Annotated in this window: 20 protein-coding genes; 5 read left to right on the forward strand and 15 right to left on the reverse strand. The window is 46.9% G+C overall.

Features of this window, described 5'->3' with window-relative positions; all coding sequences use genetic code 11:
- Positions 1 to 103 precede the first annotated feature (103 nt).
- On the reverse strand, positions 104 to 748 hold the full coding sequence (locus tag AC4EHJ_RS13985; RefSeq protein ID WP_490976241.1) for a hypothetical protein: 645 nt from the start codon (positions 746 to 748) through the stop codon (positions 104 to 106).
- A gap of 191 nt (positions 749 to 939) precedes the next feature.
- On the opposite strand from AC4EHJ_RS13985, the gene AC4EHJ_RS13990 reads away from it, so the two are divergent.
- Complete coding sequence (locus AC4EHJ_RS13990; RefSeq protein ID WP_490976242.1) at positions 940 to 1,941, forward strand: alpha/beta hydrolase; 1,002 nt, start codon at positions 940 to 942, stop codon at positions 1,939 to 1,941.
- A 74-nt stretch (positions 1,942 to 2,015) separates the two neighbouring features.
- On the opposite strand, the gene AC4EHJ_RS13995 is transcribed toward AC4EHJ_RS13990, so the two are convergent.
- Positions 2,016 to 2,417 (reverse strand): acyl-CoA thioesterase, encoded by a 402-nt coding sequence (locus AC4EHJ_RS13995; RefSeq protein WP_490976243.1) that lies wholly within the window; start codon positions 2,415 to 2,417, stop codon positions 2,016 to 2,018.
- 222 nt (positions 2,418 to 2,639) lie between these two features.
- Here AC4EHJ_RS13995 and AC4EHJ_RS14000 point away from each other — a divergent pair, with 222 nt between their 5' ends.
- Positions 2,640 to 3,893 carry an MFS transporter gene (locus AC4EHJ_RS14000; protein WP_490976244.1) on the forward strand — a complete coding sequence of 418 codons (1,254 nt, stop codon included), beginning with the start codon at positions 2,640 to 2,642 and terminating at the stop codon, positions 3,891 to 3,893.
- Between the two features lie 39 nt (positions 3,894 to 3,932).
- On the opposite strand, the gene AC4EHJ_RS14005 is transcribed toward AC4EHJ_RS14000, so the two are convergent.
- From AC4EHJ_RS14005 to AC4EHJ_RS14040, 8 genes are all read right to left on the reverse strand, one after another.
- On the reverse strand, positions 3,933 to 4,913 hold the full coding sequence (locus AC4EHJ_RS14005) for a proline dehydrogenase family protein (protein ID WP_490976245.1): 981 nt from the start codon (positions 4,911 to 4,913) through the stop codon (positions 3,933 to 3,935).
- 302 nt (positions 4,914 to 5,215) lie between these two features.
- Positions 5,216 to 5,830 (reverse strand): PH domain-containing protein, encoded by a 615-nt coding sequence (locus AC4EHJ_RS14010; protein ID WP_490976246.1) that lies wholly within the window; start codon positions 5,828 to 5,830, stop codon positions 5,216 to 5,218.
- 141 nt (positions 5,831 to 5,971) lie between these two features.
- Positions 5,972 to 6,022, reverse strand: a complete 51-nt coding sequence (locus AC4EHJ_RS14015) for a hypothetical protein (RefSeq protein ID WP_490976366.1) — start codon at positions 6,020 to 6,022, stop codon at positions 5,972 to 5,974.
- Positions 6,001 to 6,471 (reverse strand): TspO/MBR family protein, encoded by a 471-nt coding sequence (locus tag AC4EHJ_RS14020; RefSeq protein ID WP_490976247.1) that lies wholly within the window; start codon positions 6,469 to 6,471, stop codon positions 6,001 to 6,003. The genes AC4EHJ_RS14015 and AC4EHJ_RS14020 overlap by 22 nt, the downstream gene beginning before the upstream one ends.
- A 32-nt stretch (positions 6,472 to 6,503) precedes the next feature.
- Positions 6,504 to 7,811, reverse strand: coding sequence for a DUF4139 domain-containing protein (locus AC4EHJ_RS14025; protein ID WP_490976248.1), 1,308 nt, complete (start codon positions 7,809 to 7,811; stop codon positions 6,504 to 6,506).
- Positions 7,812 to 7,962: 151 nt separating this feature from the next.
- Entirely contained in the window at positions 7,963 to 8,190 is a 228-nt protein-coding gene (locus AC4EHJ_RS14030; protein WP_490976249.1) for a hypothetical protein, read from the reverse strand.
- 7 nt (positions 8,191 to 8,197) lie between these two features.
- Complete coding sequence (locus AC4EHJ_RS14035) at positions 8,198 to 9,862, reverse strand: formate--tetrahydrofolate ligase (RefSeq protein WP_490976250.1); 1,665 nt, start codon at positions 9,860 to 9,862, stop codon at positions 8,198 to 8,200.
- A 183-nt stretch (positions 9,863 to 10,045) separates the two neighbouring features.
- Positions 10,046 to 10,192, reverse strand: a complete 147-nt coding sequence (locus tag AC4EHJ_RS14040; protein WP_490976251.1) for a hypothetical protein — start codon at positions 10,190 to 10,192, stop codon at positions 10,046 to 10,048.
- 163 nt (positions 10,193 to 10,355) lie between these two features.
- Here AC4EHJ_RS14040 and AC4EHJ_RS14045 point away from each other — a divergent pair, with 163 nt between their 5' ends.
- Both AC4EHJ_RS14045 and AC4EHJ_RS14050 read left to right on the forward strand, forming a co-directional pair.
- Complete coding sequence (locus AC4EHJ_RS14045; protein WP_490976252.1) at positions 10,356 to 10,955, forward strand: bifunctional transcriptional activator/DNA repair enzyme AdaA; 600 nt, start codon at positions 10,356 to 10,358, stop codon at positions 10,953 to 10,955.
- A complete protein-coding gene (locus AC4EHJ_RS14050; RefSeq protein ID WP_490976253.1) occupies positions 10,939 to 11,466 on the forward strand; it encodes a methylated-DNA--[protein]-cysteine S-methyltransferase in 528 nt (175 codons plus the stop codon). Before AC4EHJ_RS14045 ends, AC4EHJ_RS14050 begins: the two co-directional genes overlap by 17 nt.
- 26 nt (positions 11,467 to 11,492) lie before the next feature.
- Here the strand turns inward: AC4EHJ_RS14050 and AC4EHJ_RS14055 are convergent, their stop codons facing one another.
- The 3 genes from AC4EHJ_RS14055 to AC4EHJ_RS14065 all read right to left on the reverse strand — a co-directional run bounded on the left by AC4EHJ_RS14055 (position 11,493) and on the right by AC4EHJ_RS14065 (position 13,252).
- Positions 11,493 to 12,062 (reverse strand): TetR/AcrR family transcriptional regulator, encoded by a 570-nt coding sequence (locus AC4EHJ_RS14055; protein WP_490976254.1) that lies wholly within the window; start codon positions 12,060 to 12,062, stop codon positions 11,493 to 11,495.
- 103 nt (positions 12,063 to 12,165) lie between these two features.
- Entirely contained in the window at positions 12,166 to 12,756 is a 591-nt protein-coding gene (locus AC4EHJ_RS14060) for a DUF4825 domain-containing protein (protein WP_490976255.1), read from the reverse strand.
- Between the two features lie 100 nt (positions 12,757 to 12,856).
- Entirely contained in the window at positions 12,857 to 13,252 is a 396-nt protein-coding gene (locus tag AC4EHJ_RS14065) for a hotdog fold thioesterase (protein ID WP_490976256.1), read from the reverse strand.
- A gap of 399 nt (positions 13,253 to 13,651) precedes the next feature.
- Between AC4EHJ_RS14065 and AC4EHJ_RS14070 the strand changes: the two genes are divergently transcribed.
- Complete coding sequence (locus AC4EHJ_RS14070; RefSeq protein ID WP_490976257.1) at positions 13,652 to 14,905, forward strand: C40 family peptidase; 1,254 nt, start codon at positions 13,652 to 13,654, stop codon at positions 14,903 to 14,905.
- Between the two features lie 72 nt (positions 14,906 to 14,977).
- On the opposite strand, the gene AC4EHJ_RS14075 is transcribed toward AC4EHJ_RS14070, so the two are convergent.
- Complete coding sequence (locus AC4EHJ_RS14075) at positions 14,978 to 16,159, reverse strand: acetyl-CoA C-acetyltransferase (protein ID WP_490976367.1); 1,182 nt, start codon at positions 16,157 to 16,159, stop codon at positions 14,978 to 14,980.
- Positions 16,160 to 16,185: 26 nt separating this feature from the next.
- Entirely contained in the window at positions 16,186 to 17,688 is a 1,503-nt protein-coding gene (locus AC4EHJ_RS14080) for a class I adenylate-forming enzyme family protein (RefSeq protein ID WP_490976258.1), read from the reverse strand.
- Positions 17,689 to 17,888 lie beyond the last annotated feature (200 nt).

Here is a 17,888-nt window from a genome sequence, read left to right on the forward strand (position 1 = left end):
CTTACTTTTGCTATAGATTTATTTTATCATCATGATATCTCGAATTCAAGATAGTGAACAACCACCCAGTACCCCGAATTTTTGGGCAAGACCGGTAACCTTCTTACACATTCTTTCCTTCTTTCTTTAATGCTTCTTTCAGCTCTTTAATTTCTTCTTCCTTCTCTTCCTGTTCTTCCATTTCACGTTCTTTAATCTCTTCTACTTTCTCCATTTCTTGCTGGTATTCTTCTTCCACCTCTGATGTCGATGGCAAAAACGGTTCATCGTTGTAATCGGTACGTCTTCCGTAACGCAGCATTTCGTAAATGATCATGCCGTTATTGGGCTTACCATTGGCGGTTTTCATCGGCACTATATCAAATAGCACAAAATAAAAGGCGTAGAAGATGAACCGGCTCCAGAATGTTGCATAATCTTGCAACATGTCGTTTGCGAGCATGGCGTTAATAATGACAGCTACTATGACATTAATCAGTATTGGACTGGCGTATAATGCTACATATGCAAAACGGCTTGTTCTTTTCAGCGAATCGTATGAGTACCAGCTATATAAATGATAGTACTTTCTAATATCGAATATCCAAAACCTCATAATTCGCGGCCCTGAGCCGATTGTGAGGCGCGGATTCTGTACACCGACAATTGGGCTGATGACCAAATATCCCAATTCTCTTATGAAAACAACTACCGGTAAAATAATGAATGCTGATATGACCAAAGCCACCAAATCTGTTAATCCGAACATTTTTCCCACTTCCTCTTTTTGCGTTCAACTCACAATACCCGGCATCTGCAGAATTGAATCTTATCAAAATTATCAAATAAATTATTTGTATCACTTAAATTAGTTCAATAGACCCTATCTTCCCTCCTATACTCCTAGATAAGATAGGATAAATATTTAAAAGTAATTTTACCTAGTAAAGGAAGTGGACTATGGCCAGCCTGCATAAAAACTTAAGCCTCCATAAACGGATAATCTCTTTCTCTTTTATCGCTGTGATGCTGGTAATGGTCATTTCGGAATTATTCATAACTTCTTTTGACGCATCCGCTTCCCAAAAAACAGCCAGCTCTTCTGTCTACACCGCTCCGCCAAATCTTGCAGCTATTGAAGATAAGGTCTTAGCAGCAGAAAACCTGGTTTACAGCCCCCTTGAAGACAGTGTCATGGACATTTATTATCCGGAAACAATTGATGAAGCGCTTCCTGTCGTCCTGTGGATCCACGGAGGCGGATATATTGGCGGCACGAAAAACATGCGCAAGCATTACGGCATGGCATTAGCTGACGCTGGCTATGTAGTGGCCAACATCGATTATGCCCTTGCACCCAAGCAATTGTATCCCGGACCAATCATCCAAGCGAACGCAGCCCTTGAATACCTGCAAGTGCATGCAGCCAAGTATGGCGGCGACATGTCCCGCATTTTTATCGGCGGTGATTCCGCTGGTGCGCAGATTTCCAGCCAGATGGCGGCAACCATAACCAATCCAGCCTTGGCCGCTGCAGTTGGCATAAACCCGGCCATTGATCCTGAGACACTGCGCGGCACGATTCTTTTCTGTGGTTTATACAATATGGAAACAGTCAGAGCCACCGCTTACCCGCGCATTGACCTGTTTTTGAACACTTATACGGGTACCGAGCGCTTTGAAGCCTTCAGCCGCATCAATGAGTTATCGACGGTCGATCATGTGACTGAGGCTTACCCGCCTACATTTATCAGTGCTGGCGATGCTGACCGCCTGGCTTCCCAGTCGGTTGAGCTTGCCGAGACTTTGAAAGCAACAGGCATTGCCGTTGACGATGTGTTTTTCGAGGGCAGCGGCAAAGGACTAGGCCACCAATATCAATTCACACTCCATACCGAAGAAGCACAGGCGACTTTCGATAAGACATTGTCATTCCTAGCCTCGCATTCTACGCCTCAGTAAATAGCAAAGGAATCCCTGAAAGCGCATAAACAAGCTTTCAGGGATTCCTTTTTTAGAGATGCTTCGAGACTGCATTAATGCTGCTCTTCGTATCGATGGCTTTCCAATTCCTTGCGGAGGCTGTCAGGAATGCTTTCAGATTTTTGCCTTTCCAAATCATAATTTACATAGACCACTGTATTTTTTGCGCATAACTCATTCTTTTGATACAGCTCTTCGTAAAGCTCTAGACTGCTATTGCCGATGTTTTTGACCCAGGTTCGGATTTCCACATCTTCCCCGAAATATATTTGCCCAACAAATTCCAAAGTCGTTTTAACAATGACCAGTTTCCATTTGGCAAAATCATGGTCTGGAGTGAACAGACGGAACAGCGGATTTCTCGCAGCCTCGAACCAGACCGGGAGAGCGGTGTTGTTGATATGGCCCACTGCATCTGTTTCTGATACCCTTGGCGTCAAAATTGTACGATACATGAACATCCTCCTTATAACTGATTATGCTTCTAGTCTACCATTTGCAGACGCCAATTAGGTTTCTTCTCATTTCATAAGGGATGGATGCGTGCTCTCTTCAATTTTCAAATCTGCATTTTTCGCTTTAGGCTACCACGCTGAAAATCAGGCATTGATTTACAGGATGGAAAGTCATATATTTAGATAAGCGAAATATTTACGTACCGAAATGGGTGAACCTTAATGATTCTTTGGGCAAACGAATGGAAAATGAAAATCTTGTCCTTCAACCGCAATATTAAATTGTTTATGCTGGCGAATGTCCTGCTACAAAGCGGTTTGGGTGTCTTCATGGTCATGTATAATCTCTACATAAAAGAGCTGGGCATGCCCGAAACGGTGAACGGCAACGTCATTTCCATGACTGCCGCAGCCGCAGCGATCATGCTGATTCCAGCCGGATTCCTAAGCGATAAATTCGGCCGCAAATGGATGCTTCTCGGCGGGGGCGCGGCCGGTGCTGCAACATTGTTCTACCGCAGCTTTGCAGTTGGCGAAACACAATTGGTGGCTGCTGCTTTCTTCACAGGATTATTCATGGCATTCGTACAGGTATCCGGGATCCCGTTCCTCGCCGAGCATTCCAAATCCTCAGAGCGCGTCCATCTGTTCAGCGTCTATTTTGCCTTGATGACGTTGGCAAATGTAGCAGGAAGCCTGTTGGGCGGCGCAGTGTCAGATATTTTCCAGTGGCTTTTGGCAATGAATGCGGTAGATGCCATCCGCTGGTCGTTGTTTGTCGGCGCCCTTCTTTACACGGCCGGGCTTATTCCTTTGCTGCGGTTGGACAACAAGCCACCACCTTTGAAAGAAAAAGTGAATACGCGCATCGACATTGACATCGACGATGCCGGCTTAAAGAAAAACCTGGTGGCTATTTTCCACTTCTCTTTTGCCAGCCTGCTGATCGGGCTGGGCTCAGGTTTGGTCGTGCCTTATTTGAATCTCTATTTCGCCAATCGCTTTGATGCTTCGAATTCATATATTGGCCTTATACTGGCTTTCGGCTCCGCGATGACCGTCGTGGCGATGCTGATCGGGCCGCTGCTGGTTGCGAAAGTGGGAAAAGTGAAAGCGATGCTCCTATTTCAGTTGCTGTCGATTCCGTTTCTCATTTTAACGGCTTATACAACTTCGCTGTTGCTGGCGTCCCTCGGCTTTCTGCTGCGCCAAGCATTGATGAATGCCGGGAATCCTATCCAAAGCGCCATTGCGATGGAAGTCGTCCATGATAAATACAAAGGGCTCGCCAACTCCGCCAACCAAGTAGTGTTCAATATCGGCTGGGCTACAATGGGGCCAATCGCGGCTGGCCTGGTGATTGCATTTGGATCCTACTGGGGATATGCCTACGCTTTCACCATCACTTCCGGCCTCTACCTGATTTCCGCAAGCTATTTTTATTTCGTTTTTGGCAAACGAAAACTCCAAGAATAACAAAAAAAGGATGGCCCGGTTTATGGGCCATCCTTTTCCTTATCTTCTTTTTTTGCTTTTTTTCGTCATGCGGCCGAGCAGGAATGCTCCCGCAACCAGGCCAATCGCCTTGTTGGTGCGTTTGGTGAACACTTGTTTAACAACAAGATTCAAGTTTTGCGGGCGCTCTGCCAAGCGGCGCATGAAATAGCCGTACCAGTCGTCGCCGAATGGCACATAGACACAGAAATGATAGCCTTTATTCGCTAAGTCCAATTGCATGTCTTTACGGAATCCGTAAAGCATCTGGAATTCGAATTTGTCGCGCGAAATGCTGTTCTTTTCCACGAAGTCGATAACGTGGTTGATGATGTTGTGATCGTGCGTCGCGATGGACGTGAATTTCCCATGAAGCAAATGATATTCAATCAGCTTAATGAAATTCGCATCGATTTCTTCTGCAGTTTGGTAAGCGTATTCAACGGGCTCTTTGTAAGCGCCTTTGACGATGCGCAGCCGAAGATCCTTATGCTTTTCAATATCGTCCATTGCCCGGTAGAAATAAGCTTGGATCACCGTTCCGACATTGTTGTAATCTTTCAGAAGAGTATCCATCAAATCATATGAAGGTTGTAAATGTCCATAATCTTCCATGTCCAAATTGATGTGCATATCATACTTGCTTGCCGCATCGACGATTTCACGTAAATTTTCATAGCAGAAATCATAATCGATGTCTAAGCCGATTTGGGTAGGTTTTAAGGAAATATGCGCATCTACTCCATTTGAATGAATGCTTTCAATAACTTCCAAAATGCTATTTTTCGCTTTGAGGGCTTCTTCTTTTTCAAAAACAAATTCTCCTAGGTTATCAACTGTGCAGCTGATGCCTTTCGCATTCAATTCACGGATGCTTTTGATCGTCTCTTCGATATCCACTCCCGCTACAACAGTTTGCGCCCCTAATTTAAGGCCATATTTTTTGGCCGCACTGGTTAGAAATTGGTTTTTTGATAAACCGATAAATACGTCTTTTAACATAATTTCTCCTCCTGATCCAATTCACCCAAAAGCTGATTCTGCCCAATGGCATCTGGAATGTTTCCCACTTTATTCACTGTTCGGTATAAGCAAATTTAATTGTAATCTTTTTTCTCGGAACCTGCATCAAAAAACTTCAGTCAATCTCGAAAAGAGCTATGGCATCGCCATAATTTCATCAAATTTCGGAAACGCTTCCCGATATCGCACAGTGTATCATGCGGCCGGCAGCCTCGCCTAATCATAGCTTAAGCTAAAAAAAAGCCTTGCCGCCAATTGTTGGACGGAAGACTCTTTGCAGATCAATTATTGATATACTTTTCGAACACATCGCCAAAGTCTTTGACGTGGTATTGGTTGCGTACCGATGACATCCACGTAAAGCCGAAGTCGGTCAGCTTGGAATACTGCACATCCAAAGCGACATCGTTTGGACGCGAATTCTGCAGCACGACGACAGCTTTGTCCAAGCTTTCATTGGCCATGGAAATCAAGATTTTGTTTTCATAAGTGATTTCCGCAATACGCAGCAGCGATTTGTAAAGGTCCGTCAATTTCTCAATCTGATTTTTTTGAACATCGATCTTGAACGGAATTTGGCCAAGTTTAAAGCCGATTTCAACGTCCAGATCAATTTTCCCTGCTGTTTCCATAAAGACATCCGAAATGAAATGCTGGGAATATGGGTAGCGCCTCAAGGTGCGCTTTGAAGACATTGCGCTTTCGCCGTCAACGTGAATCAAGGCGAGGTTCGTAAAGCAGTATTCATCCGCTTTGGTTTTAATCAGGAAAAAGATTTTTTCCTGGTCTTCATGCATGACATAATCGTCAGCGTCTGTCTTGTCATAGTCCTGTGGGTCGATGATTTTCCCGACATCCGATAATCCTAAAGCGTCTGCAGCCATTTTCTTGAACATGTTTCCATTCCCCTTTTCATGAAAAATAATAATCCTTATGTAAGAAACTGTATACAATTTTCTCCATTTTATCAAATGCTAGCAAGCCGCTGAACAACAAAAAGCCGTTGGAAGTTTCCCAGCGCCCCCTTTCCTTATCCTTCATTTATTCAGCTTCCAAATCGAAGCTTTCAAGCCCATTGCGAATGCCACCCAGGCGATGTAAGGGACCATGAGATTGCCCCGGCCGTTTGATCGTATTGATAAAATTCATACGTCGTCCAAGTTATTGCCGCGAGCATCAATGCCATTTCCGCAAACGCTGTGCCGCGCAGCCCCCATTTGAAGAAAAGGAATGACCACAGAAAATTCAGGCCCAATTGCAGATTGTAGGGAAGCAGCACTTTCTTCGCTTCGTTTTTCGATGCGGATTTTTCCGCCGCCCGGTATTTTGCAACTCCCATGGAAGTGTATAAAGCAGTCCAGGCCAACGGAAAAATCCAAGGCAGAGGGGAAAAAGAAGGCTTTTTCAATTCAGCATACTTTTCTTGAGTATTGCAGTTTGCGAACGCGCCGGCTAATGAACCTCCGACAACCGGCACCATTATGCTCAATGCCAGTTTTCCGGGTTCAATCTTGCCATCCACTTTCAGGAATTCCATGCTTTTTCCTCCTTTAGTTTCCATCAGGCTCTTTACAGGGGCCGCGGATTTTCTTCGCTGCCTTTGTCCACTACATATGTGAACTCCACTGCTACCGATTTCCCTGCGCCCACCCACACGCGGAATTCAACAATCCGCGAACTTTTCACCTCGTAATCGTGCGATGATGACTCCATCTTCCACAAGGTTTCGAAAATCTCATGGTCGATATCGATCTTCACACCTTCTTGTTTTTTGTTCTTCACTTCGTAGATGCACGTCACAACTTCCAAATTGCCGCGCCGTTCGCGCAGCGCTTCTCGGCTTTCCGACAAAATGTCCACTGCTTGCCCGATTTTCAGCGACACGGTTTCCCCATTTGCCGTATGCTCCAAAAAATCTTCTCCGGCAAATTCCAGTTCTCCGTCCGTGTCCTGCTCAAAAACTTTCACGAGCCCCTTCGGCAGCGGAATGCCCAAACCGTTGGCGCTGCTGTTCTTAAACTGCAGCTTCACGGCCGCCTGTCTGCTGTTCCGTTCAACCACATAAGCTTTCTTGAAACTCGCGCCTTCCATCCGCATGAAATTGATTTGCTTTAATTGGCCATTCATTAGCGTGACCGGCCGTTCCAGTGTAAAGGCGTGGTAGTCAGCGAAGCCATGTTCTTCGAACGGCAGGTCGGCGTCCATGTTTTTTTGCTGCATGAAACTCGACTCACGGAACAGATGTGGCGTTTCATAACGGTTCACTTCACCGGAAATGAATTTGAACGCCGCATCCGGAAAGTTGGTTCCGGTATCATTGCGCAGCTTGACCCACCCCGAGAGGCTGACCGTTTCGCTGGCGATTTCAGCAACATAAGATGCCTCCCATTCAATCCCTTTCGTCATATAAGAGACTTGGATTTCTTGCCGCAAGGGCATCGGATCAATTTGGAAAATCAATGAAGGTTTCAGGAAAATCCCATCCGGCAATGCTGGCAAGACTAAGCCCCCTGGCGGATTGATGAGAATCTCACCATTATAAGTGCGTTCACCAACGATGCCGTCCGACGTACTCAACAGGCGCATCGCCATTTCTTCGCCAGCTTCCTGATTGCGAACCGTCACGACCTGCCCGATGTATTTTGCGAGCAGCTTTTGCCCATCAGCCAAGTCATAATCATAATTCTGCTCAAGCACTTGAAGGCCCCGGACCATGACCGAATCCGCCTCGATATGCTCCGCGATATCCATGAACTGGATTTCTGATGCCGGTTCGGATGACTCAAGCAACCGCACTTCTTTCACCAACCCGAAACCGCCATTGTAAACCGTTAGCCGAAGTGATTTCCGTTCTTCTTGCGTTGATTGTATTTTCATGAAAACACATCCTCTCAGCAATTTAAGCCCATCAAAACCGCACATCCTATTTTCCATATAGTAGCATAAATCCGGCTTTTCTATCACATTCATCTGAATATTGTCTACAATTTCACCGCATAGCGATTGAACGGCGCGCAAAAAGACCGCTTCAGCGATTGAAGCGGTCTTTTAAATAGGCGATGACGTATTGCCGGCAGCCGTCTGATAATGGCGAATGCTGTGGATGGACGAATTCGCCATACAGCAAATCGCCCAAAAACCGCACTTCTTCCTGAAATTGACGCTCGGTTTCTGCGTCGTATACCGCCAGTTGAATATAAAGCGAGGATCCGCGTTCGACAAAGTCAATCAATGAAACCCTATGTTCGTTGGCCATGCTTCTATTAAAACAGCCCGACTGCTTTGCCTTCTGAGTCGACATCCATATTCAGAGCGGCCGGCAGTTTTGGCAAGCCCGGCATCGTCATGATATCTCCCGTCAGGCAAACAAGGAATCCAGCGCCCAGTTTCGGGATGATTTCACGGATCGTGATGGTGAACCCTTCCGGGCGGCCTAAAAGTTTCGGCTGGTCAGATAACGAATATTGTGTTTTCGCCATGCAAATCGGCAATTCATCCCACCCGTATTTCTTCAGCTCCAGCAATTGCTTTTGTGCTTTATCCGATAACTGGACATCTGTGCCGCCGTAAACTTTCTGTACAATGGCACGCAGCTTTTCTTCTACTTCATCGCTTTCGTTGTAGAGGAATTTGAAATTAGTTGGGCGTTCCAGCTCTTGTTTTACCAATTTCGCCAGCTCAATCCCGCCTTTTCCGCCTTCAGCCCAGACATTGGTCATGGCAATCGCGACGTTCTGCGCTTCTGCCCATCCCATAATCTCTGCAAGTTCGCCTTCTGAATCTCCGACGAAGCGGTTCAGAGCAACCACCGGTTCGATGCCGAACTGGCGGATGGTATCAATGTGTTTTGCCAAATTGACCATTCCGCGGCGAACCGCATCCGGATCTGTATTCGCCAAGTCGCCTTTTGCAACGCCGCCATGCATTTTCAACGCACGCACAGTGGCCACGATGACCACTGCATCGGGATGGAAGCCGCCTTTTCTCGATTTGATGTGCATGAACTTCTCAGCACCCAAATCTGCTCCGAAACCAGCTTCCGTAACTACAATGTCCGCTAATTGGCGGGCCGTGTTCGTCGCCACCAAGGAATTGCAGCCATGGGCAATGTTCGCGAACGGTCCCCCGTGGATCAATGCCGGCGTCCCTTCGATCGTCTGCACCAAGTTCGGCTTGAAGGCATCTTTCAGCAATAGCGCCAATGCGCCCTCCACTGCAAGTTCGCGCACGGTTACCGGCTCCCGTCCGTACGTATAGCCGATGACCATCTGTGCAAGGCGCTCTTTCAAGTCGTCCATTGATGTTGCAAGACACAGCACAGCCATAATCTCAGAAGCCACCGTGATATCAAAGCCATCTTCACGCGGCACGCCTTGAGCAGGGCCTCCAAGCCCGATTGTCACATGGCGCAGCGCCCGGTCGTTCATATCAAGCGCACGTTTCCACGTAATTCGCCTCGGATCGATGGACAATTCATTTCCTTGGTGCAAGTGGTTGTCGATAAATGCCGCCAATGCATTATTGGCTGACGTGATGGCGTGGATATCTCCTGTAAAGTGAAGATTGATGTCTTCCATCGGCAGCACCTGTGCAAAACCTCCGCCAGTGGCCCCTCCTTTGACACCCATGACCGGCCCAAGTGAAGGCTCTCGGAGTGCCACTACAACTGATTCTTCCAGTTGGTTGAAAGCATCCGCCAAACCGACCGTCACTGTCGATTTCCCTTCACCTGCAGGGGTTGGGCTGATTGCCGTCACAAGGACGACTTTCCCAAGAGCTCCCGCCGGAGGCAATGAATTGACATTAATCTTCGCTTTAAAGTTTCCGTAAAGTTCCAGAGCATCTTTTGAAATTCCCGCACGTTCTGCAATTTCCTGTATTGGCAGCATTTTAGCGCCAGCAGCTATCGACAAATCCGTAAATGGCATCCATGTCCCAACTTTCAATTTTTCTTTTTAGTATAACCTGACAACCTGAAAAATAAAATCAACTGCCGAGCAAAAGTGAACGCCACCTGCAGTTCTGCCCATAAATCCTGCTTTCGCACTATTCTCGCAAGCAAAAATCCCGCACGCCAGAGATCGGCAAGCGGGATTGCATTGTTTAAGGAATCATTTTTGATCTTTTTCGTCTGTTTCGGTTTCTTCCTTTTTACCATGTGAGAAACGAACTTCTTCCATCGACTCCTGGGCTTGTTCTCTGAATTCATGTTCGAGCACATTGTCTTTCAATTCGTCTTTGTTTTTGTCTCTAGCCATGTAATCCCTCCTCTTTGGTGTTAGTCCTTTTATTCCCTAATCAGACCTGATAAAACTGGAAAATCTTTTTAAATTTTTCTGAGTTTCGTAATCTTGCTTTCTCATCCAACAAACCTCATTGCACCAACGAAAAGGTATATACTGTAGAAGAGGTGAAGACATCATGGCCAAACTGAAACCGATTCTGGTCCCGGATACTTTCTGGAAAGCGATTGTGGACAATGATGATTCTTTTGACGACCAATTTTTCTACGGCGTCAAAACAACAGGCATCTTTTGCCGCCCTTCATGCAAATCACGCCTCCCTAAAAGAGAAAATGTCCGCATTTTTAAAAACGCTTTTGTTGCGCTCGACGAAAATTTCCGTCCATGCAAACGCTGCCGGCCGGACGGCTTGAATCTTCCCGCTGAAGAATGGATTGATCAAGTGGCCGAGTGGATTGACTCCCATTTCACCGAGACTGTGGCTTTGGAAACATTAGCGGAAACTTTCCACGGCAGCCCGTATCATTTGCAGCGCCTGTTCACGCATTTTAAGGGCCAATCGCCTTTGGCTTACACCCAGCAGAAACGTCTTGAAAAAGCACTTCAGCTCTTGCAGGCCAGCGATTTGCCGATCGCAGAAATCGCGAGCACCGCTGGATTCGGCAGCACCGCTTACTTTATTACCTTTTTCAAGAAAAAGACCGGGCTTACGCCAGCCCGGTATCGGAAATCATTTCATATAACAGAAAGGGACATGCCCAATGGACACTCTGATTGAATGGTCAATGCTTGAAAGCCGCCACTGGTCACTTTATATCGCCAAAACCCGCGACGGGCTTTGCTATGTTGGGTCGCCAGGAGAATCTTTTGAACATTTCAGCGAGTATTTAAAAAAACGCTTCCCCGGCTGCCACTTAGAAGAGAGCGGGCAAGCATTGGAACCCTACCGCAAGCAATTGCTTGACTGCATCAGCGGTGCCGAATCTTCTTTCACCTTGCCGATTGATGCCAAAGGCACACCCTTTCAGCGCGACGTCTGGAAGGTATTGCAGCAGATCCCTTTCGGACGGACCGTTCCATATTCCGAAATCGCCGGGCTCGTTGGCAGACCAACTGCCATACGGGCTGTCGGTACAGCAATCGGCGCGAATCCTGTGCTCATTGCCGTGCCATGCCACCGGGTCATCGGCAAGAACGGTGCCATTTCAGGATACCGTGGAGGTTTGGAGCTGAAACGATTTTTGCTTGAACTTGAAGCCGGAAAAAACCCCTCAAATCCTTTGATTTGAGGGGTTTTCATTAGCGCTGGACACAGTCATTTCTTCTCAGCGAGCATGCCATTCAAGATAAAGTCTGTATGCATAAATGCAAGCTCAGTCACAGACAGCGTACCTGAAGGATTAAACCATTGATAGCTCCAGTTGGTGACGCCAAGTATTGCGAAAGTCGCCATTTTCGGCTCCAGCCCGATGCGGAATTCACCGCTCTTAATCCCTTCTTTGACAACCGCCTCGATCTTGTTCCGGAACTCAGCGCGTTGGTGCCTGATAATAGCTGCATTCTCTGGAGACAAATGGCGAATTTCACGGTAATAGACTTTGCCTATTTCACCTTGCTCCTCGATATCCCGGATAAGCAGTTCCACAACCTTCACCAGTTTGCCTTTCGCATTTTGCCCGCTTTCCAGAATCTGATTCTGCCTTCTGAGCAAGTCGGCGATATAAGAAGACTGGATATGCATCAACAGTCCTTCTTTGCTTTTAAAATGATAATAGAATGACCCCTTTGTCACTCCGACCCTGTCCACAATGTCCTGGATAGACGTCGCACTAAACCCTTTTTCCACAAAGAGGCTGATGCTTGCCTGGATTAGTTCCGCTTTCATAACACCACACTGCCTTTCTCTGAATCCCGCTGCATATTTTATCCCATTACCTATCGGAGTACCCTCTTAGGCAACAAAAAAACCGCCTGACAGACAGGCGGTTTCAGTTTGAAATATAAATGACCGGATGCTCAGAGAAAATTTTTTTGCGCACTGCGCCGGATTCGACCCATCCCTCAATCTCTCTGCGATTGTCTTCAATGAAAACTTCCACCACTTCCTGGTCCCAGGCCTCGTCGCCTGCTGGGAAATCCAAGAACTCTTCGGACAGGATTTCCACCATTTCTTCTCTCTCAATGGCGAAAGAAAAATCGTCGATGCGGAATGAGTATGAACTGGAATTTGGCACAAGAAGCGTTAGGTAGACTGTATTGTATAGGAAGTTTTTCTCCATGCCTTTATTGTCATCGAACCAATAAGCCAAGATATCGCCTTGCGGCAGCGAACCTTTTTTAGTGCCGTATGTAATTCGGACCTTTTCACCTTGCAAATTCAATTCCTTCAGCGTTTCGGCACCGGGTAATTCCTGGACAATGCCCAAGACCCGTGAGTTATCCCCTACATAAGTTGCGCTCAACTCCGCCAGGTCATTTTCTTTCACAGTTTCAATTGTGGTGATTTCGGTTCCCGCTTCCGCTGAACACGCTGACAGCATGAATGCCGCAAGTATTGCTATCCCTTTTGCCCATCGCATTTCCCGTACCCCCTGTCGCACACTCTCTTACTTTAACTATACGTGCGACTTCCAGAAAAGTTCCAAAAAATTTCAGAGAATTCGGCGAAAGAAAAATCCCTTACCGGTTTTTTAGCATAATAGCGACTGTGCAACGGGAAACGCAGATCAATTTTTCTTCTTCATCCACGATTTTAATATCCCACACCATCGTACTCCGCCCTTTATGGAGCGGTGTGCCTATTGCTGTTACGACTCCAGAAGCTTTCCCCCGGATGTGGTTGGCGTTGATTTCCAGCCCTACAGCAATTTCACTTTCCTGATCGATTAAATTCCACGTTCCGACACTCGCCACTGATTCTGCCAGTACGACAGATGCCCCGCCGTGAAGCAACCCGAACGGTTGATGCGTTGATGCATTTACCGGCATTGTTGCAATTACACGTTCTGCGGAAGTCTCAGTGAATTCTATTCCCAGCGTGCCAATGATTGTTTGTTCATAAGGTTTCAATTCCATGCCTAACACCCTTCCTTTTTATGGTTATTCTCAAAATACCATACCGATGCTCATTTTCCCAGGAGTGAATTTTATATAATAAAAAAACAAATATTTAATAATATGATAAAAAAGAGGACTTTTTGTTCATTTTTGTTTTTCTCACGTCTTTTTTTCGATCCGTTTGATATCCAATTAGAATATCTGTGATTTATTTTCTACTATAAATAACGAATTACATTTAAAGACCTTTAAATTTGTATTTTTTTTACTTTAAACCCCTATTATCTATTTGTAACACAATTGTAATATTAAATCATATTGCCTATTTCTTCTTATAAATATACAATGAACTAGACTATTAGATGCTCGTATATTTTACTATTTTCTGAAACTAAGATGATGGAATGGGGAGAATTAATGAAGAAAATTGCTTTTTCAGTGCTTGCTACAGGTTCTTTAGCCTTATTTTTAGGTGTTACAGATGCAGATGCCAGCTCTTACACGATTAAACCTGGAGACAGCCTTTGGAAAATCGCTTCTTCCAACAAGGTAACTGTAGCAGATTTGAAAAAATGGAACGGCTTAAGTTCTGATGCAATATACGCTAATCAAGTGTTGAAATTAGCACCTGCAGCAACGGCTGCTTTTTCAAACAGCCCGGCCACAGCCCAGAAGCCCCAAACAGCATCGAGTTCCGAATACATAGTAAAATCCGGGGATACACTTTCCCGAATCGCAACTCTACATAAAACGAAAGTCAGCGACATCCAGAAATTAAATGGCCTTACTACACATTTAATTTTTCCAGGACAAAAGCTGAAAATAGCCGGGGCAGCTGCAACCTCTGCTAAACCTGCAACTCCGGCTCCGACTCCAGCAATTGCGCAAGCTCCAGTTGCTTCTTCGGCTTCTTACAAAGTTGTTAAAGGCGATACGTTGTCAGGCATAGCGAGCCGCCACAAAGTTTCCGTTTCTCAGTTGATGAGCTGGAACAGCCTTTCTTCAAGCACGATCCGGATCGGCCAAGTTCTTAAGCTCCAAACGGCTGCTGCGGCAGTCAAACCTGCGCCAGCAGTTGCTGCCCCAGCTCCGGCTCCAGTGGCTTCAGCCGGAACATACACGGTCGCTAAAGGAGATACGTTGACGGGCATCGCCATCCGCCATGGCATTTCAGTGACACAGATCATGAACTGGAACAGCTTGACGTCGAGCACAATCCGAGTCGGCCAAAAACTGAATGTCCAAAATACAGTAGTCGCTACACAACCGACGCCAAAACCTGTTTCCAATCCTGCACCGGCGCCTTCTGGCACTGCCGGGAATCTGATTTCAATCGCCACTTCCCAATTAGGCACACCATATGTTTGGGGTGGAGCATCCGTAGGCGGCTTTGATTGCAGCGGCTACATCTATTACGTATTCAACAAAGCAGGCATCAAAATTCCACGCACCAATACAACAGGCTACGATGCGCGTTCATATGATATCAGCAATCCGCAAGTGGGCGATTTGGTGTTCTTCGCCAATACATACAAACCAGGAATTTCCCATATGGGCATTTATATTGGCAATAACAACTTTATCCATGCCGGTGGGGACCGCGTCCAAATCACCAGCCTGAGCGATTCCTATTGGGGCAAAAAATTCGACAGCTTTAAACGCTTCTATTAAATAAAACCATAAAAAAATCCGATGCCGCTTCCTAAAAGCGGCATCGGATTTTTTAGTTTATCGAATGGCAGATCAAGTACTTTCAATCACGACAGCAATGCCTTGTCCGCCGCCTATGCACAAGCTCGCTACCGCGTATTTCGCTCCGCGGCGCTTAAGTTCGTAAGCAGCCGATAACAGGATGCGAGTGCCGCTCGTGCCCACCGGATGGCCAAGTGCCACCGCGCCGCCGTTGACATTGACTTTATCACGGGAAAGCCCAAGCTCTTTTTCGACCGCCAAATATTGGGCGGCGAATGCTTCATTGATTTCGAACAAATCGATGTCCTCAAGAGACAAGCCGGCACGTTCGAGTGCTTGTTTGATGGCAGGGACCGGACCGATTCCCATAATGGTCGGATCGACTCCTGCCACTCCCCAAGAAACGATGCGCGCAATCGGCTCCAGGCCGTGGCGGTCGACAGCTGTTTGCCCGGCAACAACGACTGAAGCTGCTCCGTCGTTGATGCCTGAGGCATTGCCCGCTGTGACGGTGCCATCTTTTTTAAATGCCGGACGCAGCTTCGCAAGCGTTTCTGTGCTTGCCTCGGGTTTGATGTGTTCATCTTTATCAACCACAACGGTTCCTTTGCGGGTCTTTACTTCGACTCCGACGATTTCTTCTGCAAATACGCCATTCTTTGTGGCGAGCGCAGCCCGCTGGTGTGATTCGACTGCAAAAGCATCTTGTTCTTTGCGTGAAATCGAGTATTGCTCCGCCAATTTTTCGGCCGTCATCCCCATTCCGGCGCCGGTGTATTGGTCTGTCAGCGTAGCCGTCAGCATATCCTCGAATTGCATATTGCCCATTTTCGGGCCATTAAAGCGCTGGTTGAAATTGGCATAAGGCGACATCGACATATTTTCGGCGCCTCCGGCAAGGACCATATCGGCCTCGCCGAGCAGAATATTTTGAGCCGCTGTTACGACAGCTTGTGCACCCGAACCGCATAGGCGGTTTAGTGTCAATGCCGGAACTTCTTTCGGAATGCCCGCTTTTAGGCCGATATGGCGCGCCAAGTAAGCAGCGTTGACGCTTGAATGGATGACGTTGCCGTATACGACGTGGTCGATGTCTTCTACTTTTACATTGGAGCGTTTCAGCGCTTCTATTGCTGTTGCCGTACCCAGCTCCGTGGCGCTGACATTGGCGAACGATCCTCCAAACCCTCCGAATGCGGTTCGTGCTCCGTTTACCAAATATATATTTTCCATCATTTCATTTCCCCTTCCCAATCCACTCATTTTGTTTGTTCCGCCGGTTTGCGCAACGTATGTTTCAGTACTTTTCCTGAAGCGTTTCTTGGCAATTCATCCATAAACTCCACTTCCAGCGGCACTTTGTATTTTGCCAACTGGGCGCCGCAATACGCTTTGACTTCTTCTTCGCTGATTGCCTGTCCTGCTTTTACAACGGCATAGGCTTTCGGCACTTCGCCGTAAACTTCATGCGGTACTCCGACAACCGCCGCCTCCAGCAGCTGTGGAATCTGATAAAGCACTTCTTCCACTTCCACCGGGTAAACGTTCTCACCGCCGCGGATGATCATGTCTTTCTTGCGGTCCACTATATACAATAAACCCTCCTCATCGAATTTCCCTAAATCCCCGCTGTAAAGCCAGCCGTTTTTAATGGCTTGGCGAGTCGCTTCTTCGTTGCGCAAATAGCCTTTCATCACTTGAGGGCCTTTAACCGTTATTTCACCCACTTGCCCTGCAGGGAGCGATTCTCCAAACTCGTCGACCACCCTGATTTCTGTCAGCGGCAGTGCTTCTCCCACCGAACCGATTTTTTCCAATGCCAAATGGTCTTTCAGCGATGAAGCGGCGGGCGCATTTTCTGTTTGCCCGTAGCAATTCTGGACAGCCACTTCCGGAAACGCCTCTTTCAGCTGTTTCACAAGTTCATAGGGCATCGGTGCAGCACCGTAGCAGAACAAGCGCAGCGAAGACAATTCCCGGCTTTTAATATCCGGGCGGTTCAAAAGAATGCTGTACATCGCCGGTACTCCGAAGAACATTGTCGGCTGCTCTGATTCCAGCGTTTGCAAAGTTTGGTCCGGCGAAAACGCTTCTTCGATGACGAGCGAACCGCCTTTTGCCGTAACCGGTGCTACGAATACGTGGCTAGCCGCGCAGTGGAACAAAGGCGTTGAAATTAGCATGCGGTCATCGGCGGTGACGGACAGCGCCTCCGCCCAAATGTCTGCGGTAGCGCCGAGATTGGCATTGGTCAGCATGACCCCTTTCGGTTTCCCGGTAGTGCCTGACGTGTACATGACCACCGCTGTATCATCTCCAGCCAGTTTGACAGGTTTGAATTCTGGCTGCTCACCCGCCATCAAGCGATCGAACGGACCGCCTGCGCCGATTTTCAGCACATCTTGGAATTTGTGTTCGCTCTTTTTGATCACTTCTTCGATTTTCTCTTCGTAAATCAGCGCTTTCGCCTGCGAGTTCGAAAAGATATACTCCACTTCTGGAACGGCCAGTTTTGTATTGATCGGCATGGCGGTAAAACCGCCCAATTGGATGCCGAAATAGCACACGAGAAAGAAATCCGAATTCAACGCATACAAAGCGATGATGTCTTCTTTTTCATAGCCTTTTTGCTGGAAATAAGCCGCCACGCCTTCGGCTTTCCGGTAAAATTCACGATACCTCATTTCTCTGCCTTGGAAAGAGGTATAAACTTTGTCCGGCTGCGTTTTTGCGTATTCAGCAATGCTTTCTGTAATGAACATGCGCTTCATCCCCTTTGGAATCGAATAGCCGCTTCCTCTGCGTTTTGCGGCGGCGGACCAATTGTAAGTGCTTACAAAATATAGTTTTCTGAAAACTCTTTCTATCCTTATCTTATCGGCTTTTATTTTGGATTGCAACGAGATGCTTACCCTGCAGTTTAAAATTCAAATCTTCGTTTAAAAATTTATTTCATTCCATT

The organism is Planococcus sp. TJ-301 (assembly GCF_058268475.1).